The organism is Lentzea aerocolonigenes, assembly GCF_000955955.1.
GTDB lineage: Bacteria > Actinomycetota > Actinomycetes > Mycobacteriales > Pseudonocardiaceae > Lentzea > Lentzea aerocolonigenes_A.
Window position 1 is genome coordinate 1 of the sequence record NZ_JYJG01000504.1, and the last position, 10,508, is coordinate 10,508.

Below are 10,508 nucleotides of genomic sequence, written 5' to 3' on the forward strand. Positions count from 1 at the left end.
TCGGGGGTACCCCTGCGTCAGCGTGCCTTGCGGCGAAATCAGTGCTGCGGTTGCTCGCGGGATCGCGAGCGCGCTGGCGTTCGTGGCGGCGGTGAACACGGGACCTGGCTGAGGCTTGAGCGGATTCGGGGTGGGCCACCGCGCTGTCCGGGCGCTCGTGCTGGTACACGCCGAGCGGAGGGTCGCCTGCTCTGGACGACGCAGGCAGCCGCAGAACTCACCGCGGCCTGGTTCGCCGAGCCCGCGCTGGCGTTGATGTCGCTCATGGATCGCAAGGCAGGCTGACAGCTCAGATACGGCGAAGGCCGCCTCCCCCGGTTCGGGAGAGGCGGCCTTCGCGGTGTTTCTGGAGCTGTGTCAGTGCTGCGGCGTCCGGCGCGGACGGCCGGCGCCCCCGGTCCGGCCGAATGCACGGCCGCCCTCGGAGCGCTCCGAGCGGCGCGGGCCGCCACGGAACTCGCCACCGCCACCCTCACCAGAGGAACGGCGCGGTCCGCCGCGGAACTCGCCGCCTTCGGAGCGACGGCCGGAGCCACCGCGGTACTCGCCGCGGCCACCACCGGCGGCCGGGGCGCCGAAGCGACGACCGCCGCCACCACCACTGCGGCGGGCCGGCTTCTCGCGCTCGATGACCGGCTCACCGCTCGGGATGCGAGCACCCGTGATGCGGATCAGGTCGTCGTCGCCGGGGCGCACCTTCGTGCTCTCCGGACGGATGCCCGCGCGAGCGGCCATGCCCTGGACGGCGCGGCGCTGGTCGTGCGTGACCAGCGTGACGACCGTGCCGGACTGGCCGGCGCGCGCGGTACGACCCGCGCGGTGCAGGTAGTCCTTCGGGTCGGCCGGCGGGTCGACGTGCACGACGAGCGAGACGTCGTCCACGTGGATGCCGCGAGCCGCCACGTCCGTCGCGATCAGGACCGGCGTGGTGCCCTCGCGGAACTCGCCGAGCACGCGGGTGCGGGCGCTCTGCGCCTTGCCGCCGTGCAGGGCGCCCGCGTGGACACCGACGGAGCGGAGCTTCTTGGCCAGGCGGTCGACGTGGTGCTTGGTGCGCACGAACATGATCGTGCGGCCCTCGCGCGCGGCCACCTCGGTCACCACGTTCTGCTTGTCCTCAGCGGAGACGAACAGCAGGTGGTGGTCCATCGTCGTGACGCTCGCGGTGGCCGGGGCCACCGAGTGCGTCACCGGGTTGTGCAGGTACTGGCGGACCAGCTTGTCCACGTCGCCGTCGAGCGTCGCGGAGAACAGCAGGCGCTGCCCGTCCTGCGGGGTGAGGTCGAGGATGGCGCGGACCTGGGGCATGAAGCCCATGTCCGCCATCTGGTCGGCCTCGTCCAGCGCGGTGATCTCGACCGAGCCGAGGTCACAGGTGCCCTGGCGGACGTGGTCGGACAGCCGGCCCGGCGTCGCGATCAGCAGGTCGACGCCGCGGCGCAGGTGCTCGATCTGGCGCGGGAACGACGTGCCGCCGACGACGACGCGGCACCACAGGCCCAGCGAGCGGGCGTGCGGCATGAGCGCCGTCTCCACCTGCATCGCGAGCTCGCGGGTCGGGACGAGGATCAGGCCGCGCGGCTTGTTCGGCATGGATCGGCCGCTCGCGAGACGGGTCAGCATCGCCAGGCCGAACGCCAGCGTCTTGCCGGAGCCGGTCTGACCGCGGCCGAGGATGTCGCGGCCGGACATGGAGTCGGGAAGGGTGGCCGCCTGGATCGGGAACGGCTCGGTGATCTCGTTGGCGACGAGCGACTTGATCAGCGCGTCAGCCAGGCCGAGCTCGGCGAACGAGGGCAGCGGGCCTTCCGGCAGCGTGCTCTCGAAGTGCTCGGCGACGATCGGTTCCTCAACCCGCTGCTGCGGGCGCGAGGAGTTGCCCTGGCGACCCGAGCGACGCCGCGGTGCCCTGCGGCTGTTGGAGCGCTCGGAACGACCTTCGGACATTGATGGCAAAACAAACCTCCGGGACATGGCACGTCTCGAGGCTGCCCCGCGTGCTACCGCGGTGCCGATCACAAGGACGGGCCCGGCGTGATGGTCACGCCGCTGATGAGTGGGTGGAAACACCGGTCAACGGCCGTCAAGCCTTCATCGGTGTACAGCACAGTCTAGCTGATCAATGACCGCGCCTTGCGCGCCCGGCAGTGTCGTTGGACACGGCCGGGCGCGCAACGTGGGTCACGCCATACCGGCCACGTCCAGCAGCGTCGCCACCAGCGCGGACGGGTCGCCGATCTCCGGCTGCAGGCCCCGCGAGGCGAACCAGCCGGCGATGTTGCGGACGTCGCGGTCGAGGAACTCCACGCCGCGCGGGTTCGCGACGAGGTCGACCACCTGCGGCAGGTCGATCATGATCAGCCTGCCTTCGTGGACCATCAGGTTGTACGCGGACAGGTCGCCGTGGGTGAGGCCCGCCTCCGCGAGCGTCATCAACGTCGCGACCAGCTGACGCCACAGGTCGAGCAGCTCGTCCTCGTCCGGACGGGTCTGCGCGAGCCTCGGTGCCGCGTTGCCCTCGTCGTCCCCGATGAACTCCAGCAGCAGCTCGGTGCCGCTGCGCTGCACCGGGTACGGCACGGGTGCGCCGACCTGCCACAGCCTGGCGAGCGCGGCGAACTCCGCGACCGCCCACTGCTCCGCGATCAGGTTGCGCCCGAACGCGGTGCGGTTCTGGATGGCCCGCAACTCGCGGGACTTCTTCATCTTGCGACCCTCCAGATACCCCGCGTCGCGGTGGAACATCCGGTGGTCGTTGCTGCGGTAGCGCTTGGCCGCGAGCAGGCAGGCCCGCTCGCCCATCGCGCGCTCCAGCAGGAAGACGTCCGCCTCCTTGCCGGTCTTCACGATGCCCAGCTCGCGGTCGACCGCGGCCAGCTCGGTGATGAGCCAGCCAGGGTGCGGCTTCGGCCCCTGGTCGGCGTCACCCCAGGTGGACCAGCGATCGCCGTCCTCGGGGGTGTCCGCCGTGCTGAGCTGGTCCTCGCGCAGCCGGGCGACCCGCAGCTTCTCTTCTTCGGTCATTCGGCCGCGACGCGTCGGCTCCGCGTCGTCGGCGGTCTTGCTGGTGCGCTTTCCCTTGCGCCGCATGGTTTCGTCGGCGCCGTCGAAAGCAGACTCGTAGCGTTCGTAAAGATCGTGCTCGCGCACGGTGGGGTCTCCAAAAAGGATGAAGGTGACCGCCCCACTGGCGCTCTGCGATCAAACGGTGCTGATCAGGCGCGAAGGGCGGAGGGACGGGTCCTGCGGCCACGTCCGAAGACAGGCTCTGACATGTCGCACCTCCTCGTTCCCCACACGCCGCACTTCGGCTGCGGTGAAGCTTGCCCGGTCGCCTCCAGGGCGCGCAACCGAATTAATCGGTGATCAGGTCCGCCGTCTTCTCGCCGGTCGGCACGATCTTCAGGCCGGCCTTCTGCGCGACCTTGACCAGGCCTTTCAGGTCACCCGGCTCCGCGCTCGTGGTCACCAGGGCGCGGGCGAGCAGGCCCTTGTGCGCCTTGTTGAAGTGGCTGACGACCTTGCCCTCGCTCGTGATCACCCGGACGACGACGGCGTGCGGGATCTTCGCGAGACTCGAGTAGGCGCCGGAACGCAGGTCGACGACGAACTCGTCGGCATCCTTGAAGACCGGCTCCAGCACCGGCTTCCACAGCGCGCGCAGGCTGCCGTGCGAGGGAAGCGTGCTGCCTCCCGAGAGCCGGTACGCGGGCACGGGATCGCCGCCGCGGATCGCCCCGAACAACGCCGACGCGACCGCGAGCCGCTGGTAGGCGCGTTCCTTCTCGGCCTTCTTGAGCGTGCCGAAGTCCAGGTTGTCGTAGAGGACGCCGGTGTAGCGCAACAGCGCGGGCGTGGTCTCCGACGTGCGCAAAGCCGCGTTGCGCTCGATCTCGTCCAGCTGGCGCTCGGAGATGTCGAGCGCCTTGAGGCTCGCCGGGACGTCGTTCGCCAGATCCTCCAGCGCGGACACCAGCTTGTCGCGCACGGGGTTGAGCTCCGGGAACGACAGCGCGTCGAGATCGAGCGGCGCACCCTCGCCGCCGATCGCCTTGGTCTCCGACGGGGGAAGCAGCACCAGCACGTCGTGAAGGGTAGGGCAACGGCCGAAAACCGCTGGACCTGCGTGGTGCTCTGAAGAGCGTGGACGTCCTGGACCGCTTGTACGACTCGCTCGACGCACGACTGCGCCCGGAGGACGTCGCCGCCCTCGTGCTGGAAGCACAGCCGTCGCTGACACATCGCGAGCGCGAGATCGTCCAGTACGCCGCGACGCACGCCTCGCGCCGGCACGGCTTCTCCGCGATCGAGGCTCGCCAGGTCGGTGCCACCCGTCAGGTCGCCGCCGCGCGCTTCCTGTTCGCTGTGGACGGAGGCCTGGTCGATGTGGACGACCCCATCTCGGTGCTGGAGTTCGCCGCGGTGGTCGGCTCCGAGATCAGCTGGGACCCGGCGCGCACCGACTTCCTCGCCGACCGCCTCAACCGCGATGCGCGTGCTTCGGCGGGCATCGAGCTGTCGAAGCGTCAGTACAACCGCCGCTTCCGCATGCTGCGCCGCCTCTCCGCGAAGGCGTCGCGGATGGAACGCGCACGGAAGACGCGCGACGCTCCGCTGCTCGCGGCACCCGGTTTCGTCGGCGCGATCGACCGCTCGCGGTTCCGCGCGGACCCGGACGCGGCCTGCTTCATCGCCTACTTCACGGCCCGCCGCGAGCTGCGCCGCGAGTTCGTCCTGAAGTCTCGCGCAAACCCGTTCGACCTGGTGGCGGACGTGCTCCTCGCACGCTGCACCGCTCGTGGCGGCACCGACTGGCCGATGATCGCGCTGACCTGCCCGGCGCCGGACGTCCTGAGCCGCCTCCGCCCCGAACAGCTCGGCCGGCTGCTCGGAATGTGGTCGGCGGCGACCCGGTCGATCGCGTCGTCGCTGGCCGCGCTGTGGCAGTCGTCGTCGATCGACAAGGCGACCATGATCGTGCGGCACGGCGTCGACTCGTCGACGTGGAACGCCCTGGCAGGTGTCTACAACACCGCCCGCGCGGGCTGGATCGCCTGCCTCCACGCCGCAGGCCTGACCTCCCTGATCGAGCACGCGTGGCCGGGCAAGGTCATGCGCGTCATGGCCGCCGACCTCGCCGCGTGGCACCAGGAATCGGGCGGCTCGCAGCACCCGGACACGTCGGTGTGGTCACGACTGCCGTTGCCGTGGGACGTGCTCGACGGCACCGTTGCGTGCTCACGCGCTGATGTGGAGGCAGCGTGCCGCTCGCACCGCGTGGAGCCCGAGAAGTCCGGCTGGACCGCACCTCGCACGCACCGCGCGGCCGCACGCTTCCGCCCTACCCCGCAGCTCGTGCACGGTGTCGCCGGGTCCGATCCGTTGTGGGCCATGGTGTTGCGCCGCGAGGTAATCAGTGGACAGAACACCCTCGGCTGAGCAGGCTGTCCCTCGAACACGTAGCTCAGTGGTAGAGCGCCCGGCTGCGAGTCGGAGGGACGCCGGTTCGAGCCCGGTCGTGTTCTCTACGGTGCCTGCAACGTCAGGTACGCGAAGCCCATGGTGGCGCGCCACCCTTTCAAGCGGTAGGTGCGCTGCCTGTCGGCCTTCGCCCGGATCTCGTCCGCGTGCTCGGAGTCCGGGTTGTCGCGCAGCCAGCGTTCCCACGCAAGGCCGTGCCCGTTCTCGAACACGTCCCACTCGTCCTGGCTCGCCTGCTCCGCCGCGAGGAACCGGTAGCCGTGCTCGATCGCGAGGTCCACGAGGCCTGCGAGGTCGCGGAGCTGGTCGCGCGGGACCGGCATGGCGTTCCACTGCTCGGCCGTGGGCTCGCGTTCCCAGAAACACTCGCCCAGCAACAACTTCCCCTGCGGATTGAGCAGTTTCCTGGCTTCGGCCAGCGCGTTCGCCGTGTGCACCGACGGATCTCCGCCCCACACGTGGGTGGCGCCGTTGACGATCACGACGTCGGCTCGCTTCTCGGGTTGCCACTTCCCGACATCTGCCGCGTGAAGGCTGACCCGGCCCGCCAGTCCGCGTGCCTCGGCGTTGGCCTGTGCGTGCGCGATGTCTGTCGCGCTCAGGTCGACACCGGTGCCGGTGGCCGTGGGCGCGGCTTCGAGCGTGCGGAACAGGAACTCCGCCCAGCCGCAGCCGAGGTCGAGCACGTGCGCGCCGTCGAGCGGTGCGAGCGAGCGGATCAGGCGGGCGGCCCGTTCCTCGGACAGCGGTCCGTGGAAGGTGACGTCCTCGTGCAGCGGGGCGATCTCAGGTTTGGTCATCACTGGGCAGGATGGCCTGAACAGCCCGTTCAGGACAACGCGTTATTCGGTTGTCGGCCTCATCACCTCCCCGTAGCTTCGGTTTCGTGGAACTCGTGTGGCGCCCGCTCACGACCGCCGACATCCCTGCGGTGACGGCGTTGTACAACGCTGCCGAGGCTGTCGACGACACCGGCGAGCTTCTGTCCGAAGAGGACTTCGCCCAGTCGTTCGGCAAGGCGGACCTGCCTCTCGGCTCGGTCGGCGCGTTCGCGGGTTCGTCGCTCGCCGCCTACGGACTCGTGGAGCCGCGCGACGACCCGTCACTGGTGCACCGCGTCCGCCTCGACGGCATGGTGCATCCCGACTTCCGCCGCCAGGGAATCGGCAGCTCGCTGATGCCGCGCATGGTGGCTCAGGCCCGGTCGCTGCACCTCGCCGCGCACCCGGCCCTGCCGCTCGTGGCAAGCACCATGGTCGAGAGCCGCTCGACCGGCCACCTCGCACTCGTCTCGTCGCTCGGCTTCACCGCCGACCGGCACTTCCACGAGATGGAGGTGCCACTGGGCGAGTCACTCGCCCAGGTTCCGATGCCCGCGGGCTACGAGATCGTGCCGTTCTCCGCAGCCAACCCGGACGAGGTCCGCCTGGTGGTCAACGCGGCGTTCGCCCAGCACTGGGGCTCGACCGCGCGCACCCCGGAGGAGTTCGCGGCGTCCTTCACGGACAGCAAGCGGTTCGTGCCATCGACCTCCTATCTCGCGCTGGATAGCGCGTCCGGTGCCGTGATCGGCTTCGTGCTCTCGCGGTACTACCCGGCGGTCGAAGAGATGACCGGTGTGCGCGAACTCTGGATCGGCGACCTCGGCACGCTCGAGGAGCACCGCGGCCGTGGTGTGGCCTCGGCGCTGCTGAGCTGGACGCTGGCTCGGGGGCGCGAACAGGGCTACCACCGCGCCGGGCTGTCCGTGGACACCGCCAACTCGACCGGTGCGCTCGGGGTCTACGAGCGCACCGGGTTCAAGGTGGCACGCACGTGGATCGACTACGGGCTGCCGGTCGACCTCGGTTGAGGTCGCTGCGAAGGCTCGTGGCGGCATGCTTCGCCACGAGCCCTCACAACGGGCACGCCAGGCCTTGTGTCGGGCGCTGTTGCCCTGAGGGCTCATGGGATGCGCAACGCCATGAGGGCTCAGGACGAACACGCCGTGCGCTTTGGCCCAAGGTCTCGTGCAGGCATGCCACTGCCACGAGAACTCAGGCTTGCGCGCTGACACGTGGGACGCGCTGTGGTCTCGAGGGCTCACGGGATGCGCAACGCCGTGAGGGCTCGAGTCGACGCGTTGGCACCAGGCATGCACCTTGGTCCCGAGAACTCGTGCAGGCATGCACTGCCACGAAAACTCGGGTGAACGTGCTGGCACCTGGGGAGCGCTGTTGTCCCGAGGGCTCACGGATTGCGCAACGCCGTAAGGGCTCGGGAGGACGCGCGGGCGCGGCGCGGAGGCGTTGGGATTCTGAGGGCTCGCGGGATGCGCAACGCCGTGAGGGCTCAGAAGGTCTCGCCGTGCGACGCGAGTCCGGTGCGGCCTCGACTGGGTGCGGCCGTGCAGGGCCGGCGGCGTCAGCCGTGGTCGTACCGGCTTCGCTCGGGGTGCACGGGGCGGATGTGGTCGCGCCTGATCTGCCAAGGCGCTGTGGCCGTTCAGTGCGCCTGGCGTGGGCTGCTGGATCCGGTGCTGTCGCGGTCTGCCGAGCGAAAGGTCGTGCCGGGTGCGGGTCAAGTGGCCAAAGGCGGCTCCTGGAGGGTTCGGGTTGGGCCGAGGTGGCGGGGATCAACCGCCAGCCCGGCCCTGCGGAGGGCTAGAGGGTCTCGCCTGCCTGGCCGATGCAGAACTGGTTGCCGTCCGGGTCGGCGAGCACCGACCAGACGAGGCCGGGGATGCTGTGCACGGCGACCTCGGTGGCGCCCAGCTCGGTGAGCCTGGCGACCTCGGCCTTGCGGTCCGGCACGTGCGTGTCGAAGTGGACGCGGTTCTTGCCCGGCGTGGCGTCCGGCACCTGCTGGAAGGCCACGGCCGGACCGCCTTCGGAGTTCGGCGCGAGGACGATGAACTCGCCCCAGTCGTTCTGGATCGTCGTGTTCAGCGCGGCCGACCAGAACTCGGCGAGCTTGCGGGCGTCGCCCGTGTCGAAGGTGATCATGTCGATGCTCAAGGACATGGAAGGGACGCTACTCAGAGGGTCTGACAATTTTGGTTTGCCCAGGTGAACGGCCCTAAGACCCATAGATGTACCGCTCAAATCCGTCAGCAGCCCAACCAGTAGGCTGCTCCAACAGCCCGAACGAGGAGTACCCACCGTGATCACCAGGATGTCGTCGCTGTTCCTCCGCACGCTTCGCGAGGACCCGGCCGACGCCGAAGTGCCCAGCCACAAGCTGCTGGTGCGCGCCGGCTACGTCCGCCGCGTCGCTCCGGGCGGGTACTCCTGGCTGCCGCTGGGTCTCCGCGTCCTGCGCAACATCGAGGCCGTCGTCCGCGAGGAGATGGACGCGTTCGGCGCGCAGGAGATCCAGTTCCCCGCCCTGCTGCCCAAGGAGCCCTACGAGGCGACCAACCGGTGGGAGGAGTACGGGCCCAACATCTTCCGGCTCAAGGACCGCAAGGGCGCCGACTACCTGCTCGGCCCCACCCACGAGGAGCTGTTCACGCTCACCGTGAAGGGCGAGTACAGCTCGTACAAGGACTACCCGGTCACGCTGTACCAGATCCAGACCAAGTACCGCGACGAGGCGCGTCCCCGTGCGGGCATCCTGCGCGGCCGCGAGTTCCTGATGAAGGACTCGTACTCGTTCGACCTGACCGACGAGGGCCTGAGCAAGTCCTACCAGAACCACCGCGACGCCTACATCCGCATCTTCGACCGTCTCGGCCTGGAATACGTGGTCGTGTCGGCGACGTCGGGCGCGATGGGCGGCTCGGCGTCCGAGGAGTTCCTGGCCGTCGCCGAGACCGGCGAGGACACCTTCGTCCGCAGCACCGAGTCCGGTTACGCGGCGAACGTCGAGGCCGTCACGACCCCCGCGCCCGCCGCGCAGTCGATCGACGACAAGCCCGCCGCGGCCGTGCACCACACGCCGAACACGCCCACCATCGAGTCGCTGGTGGACTTCCTCAACGCCAACACCGACCGCAAGTTCACCGCGGCGGACACGTTGAAGAACGTCCTGGTCAAGACCAAGGTGCCGGGCAAGGAGTGGGAGCTGCTCGCCATCGCCGTCCCCGGCGACCGCGAGGTGGACTTCAAGCGTCTCGAGGCGGCCCTCGAGCCCGCCGAGGTCGCGATGCTCGACGAGGCCGACTTCGCCAAGAACACGTTCCTGGTCAAGGGTTACATCGGCCCCGGCGCCCTTCAGGCGAACGGCGTCCGCTTCCTCGCCGACCCCCGCATCGTCACCGGCACCGCCTGGGTCACCGGCGCCGACAAGGCCGACCACCACGTGGTCGACCTGGTGGCAGGCCGCGACTTCACCCCGGACGGCACCATCGACGTGGCCGAGGTCCGCGAGGGCGACCCGTCCCCCGACGGCAAGGGCGTGCTGGTCGCCGCGCGCGGCATCGAGATCGGCCACATCTTCCAGCTGGGCCGCAAGTACGCCGACGCGTTCTCGCTAGACGCCCTCGGCCCGGACTCGAAGCCCGTCCGCATCACCATGGGCTCGTACGGCATCGGCGTCTCGCGCCTGGTCGCCGCGATCGCCGAGCAGTCGCACGACGACCGCGGCCTGATCTGGCCCCGCAACGTCGCCCCCGCCGACGTGCACGTGGTCATCGCGGGCAAGGACGAGACGCTGACCGCAGCAGGCGAGGACTTCGCCCAGCAGCTGAGCGCCCGTGGCCTCAAGGTCATCCTGGACGACCGCAAGGCGAGCCCCGGTGTGAAGTTCGCGGACGCCGAACTCGTTGGCATCCCGACGATCCTGGTGATCGGTCGCGGCCTCAAGGACGGCACCGTCGAGGTCAAGGACCGCAAGTCCGGCGACCGCGTAGAGGTTCCGGTAGCCGAGGCGGTCGACCACCTGGTGAACATCGTCAACAGCTGACCCACGAACGAACGCCCGGCCGGATTCCGGCCGGGCGTTCGTCGTTCACAGCCGATGGCGCAGCCGAGACAAAGGCGACGCCGCAGGCGAGCTGCTCTTCCCGTGCGCTCCGGGTGGGGTCCCGTCACGAGTCGTGCCTGATC

General features: G+C 69.8%; 8 protein-coding genes and 1 tRNA gene. 4 read left to right on the top strand and 5 right to left on the bottom strand.

Annotated elements, in window-relative coordinates; translation table 11 throughout:
- Positions 1–357: 357 nt before the first annotated feature.
- The 3 genes from UK23_RS44945 to yaaA all read right to left on the bottom strand — a co-directional run bounded on the left by UK23_RS44945 (position 358) and on the right by yaaA (position 4,084).
- Complete coding sequence (locus UK23_RS44945; protein WP_082115495.1) at positions 358–1,947, bottom strand: DEAD/DEAH box helicase; 1,590 nt, start codon at positions 1,945–1,947, stop codon at positions 358–360.
- Positions 1,948–2,181: 234 nt separating this feature from the next.
- Positions 2,182–3,150, bottom strand: coding sequence for a serine protein kinase RIO (locus UK23_RS44950; protein WP_045317967.1), 969 nt, complete (start codon positions 3,148–3,150; stop codon positions 2,182–2,184).
- A 205-nt stretch (positions 3,151–3,355) separates the two neighbouring features.
- Positions 3,356–4,084, bottom strand: coding sequence for a peroxide stress protein YaaA (gene yaaA / locus UK23_RS44955; RefSeq protein WP_045317968.1), 729 nt, complete (start codon positions 4,082–4,084; stop codon positions 3,356–3,358).
- Positions 4,085–4,143: 59 nt separating this feature from the next.
- On the opposite strand from yaaA, the gene UK23_RS44960 reads away from it, so the two are divergent.
- A complete protein-coding gene (locus UK23_RS44960; RefSeq protein WP_045317969.1) occupies positions 4,144–5,439 on the top strand; it encodes a hypothetical protein in 1,296 nt (431 codons plus the stop codon).
- Between the two features lie 14 nt (positions 5,440–5,453).
- Positions 5,454–5,525: transfer RNA gene (locus UK23_RS44965), tRNA-Arg, on the top strand.
- Here the strand turns inward: UK23_RS44965 and UK23_RS44970 are convergent.
- Positions 5,526–6,281 (bottom strand): SAM-dependent methyltransferase, encoded by a 756-nt coding sequence (locus UK23_RS44970; protein ID WP_045317970.1) that lies wholly within the window; start codon positions 6,279–6,281, stop codon positions 5,526–5,528.
- An 86-nt stretch (positions 6,282–6,367) separates the two neighbouring features.
- On the opposite strand from UK23_RS44970, the gene UK23_RS44975 reads away from it, so the two are divergent.
- On the top strand, positions 6,368–7,333 hold the full coding sequence (locus tag UK23_RS44975; protein WP_045317971.1) for a GNAT family N-acetyltransferase: 966 nt from the start codon (positions 6,368–6,370) through the stop codon (positions 7,331–7,333).
- 790 nt (positions 7,334–8,123) lie between these two features.
- Here UK23_RS44975 and UK23_RS44980 read toward each other — a convergent pair.
- Positions 8,124–8,483 (bottom strand): VOC family protein, encoded by a 360-nt coding sequence (locus UK23_RS44980; RefSeq protein WP_045317972.1) that lies wholly within the window; start codon positions 8,481–8,483, stop codon positions 8,124–8,126.
- A 139-nt stretch (positions 8,484–8,622) separates the two neighbouring features.
- Between UK23_RS44980 and UK23_RS44985 the strand changes: the two genes are divergently transcribed.
- The gene (locus UK23_RS44985; protein WP_045317973.1) at positions 8,623–10,365 is read left to right on the top strand and encodes a proline--tRNA ligase; all 1,743 of its coding nucleotides are present in this window, start codon (positions 8,623–8,625) and stop codon (positions 10,363–10,365) included.
- The last annotated feature ends 143 nt before the right edge of the window (positions 10,366–10,508 follow it).

Excerpts from the sequence above, each read along its gene's own strand:
- UK23_RS44945 (WP_082115495.1), bottom strand. The coding sequence starts at position 1,947 with ATGTCCGAAGGTCGTTCCGAGCGCTCCAACAGCCGCAGGGCACCGCGG.
- UK23_RS44970 (WP_045317970.1), bottom strand. The coding sequence starts at position 6,281 with ATGACCAAACCTGAGATCGCCCCGCTGCACGAGGACGTCACCTTCCAC.
- UK23_RS44980 (WP_045317972.1), bottom strand. The coding sequence starts at position 8,483 with ATGTCCTTGAGCATCGACATGATCACCTTCGACACGGGCGACGCCCGC.